This is a genomic window from Bacillus cereus group sp. BfR-BA-01381 (genome assembly GCF_022663555.1).
Lineage (GTDB): Bacteria > Bacillota > Bacilli > Bacillales > Bacillaceae_G > Bacillus_A > Bacillus_A pacificus.
This window is the reverse complement of record NZ_JAKUFR010000280.1, coordinates 1-282: the sequence shown is the minus strand read 5'-3', so window position 1 is coordinate 282 and position 282 is coordinate 1. Positions and strand designations below refer to the sequence as shown.

Sequence of the window (282 nt, the reverse complement as noted above, 5' to 3'; positions counted from 1 at the left end):
CCGACTGGGCCAACTGGTACAACTGGTACAACTGGACCAACTGGTGACACTGGTGCTACTGGACCGACTGGGCCAACTGGTACAACTGGTACGACTGGACCAACTGGGCCAACTGGTGACACTGGTGCTACTGGATCGACTGGGCCAACTGGTGACACTGGTGCTACTGGACCGACTGGGCCAACTGGACCGACTGGACCATCAGGGCTAGGACTTCCAGCAGGATTGTATGCATTTAACTCCGCTGGGATTTCTTTGGATCTTGGACTTAATGCTCCAGTA

General features: G+C 55.0%; 1 pseudogene. It reads left to right on the top strand.

Annotation, left to right across the window (positions count from 1 at the left end):
- Positions 1-282 (top strand): annotated as a pseudogene (locus tag MR079_RS28675) (hypothetical protein); the annotation flags it as partial.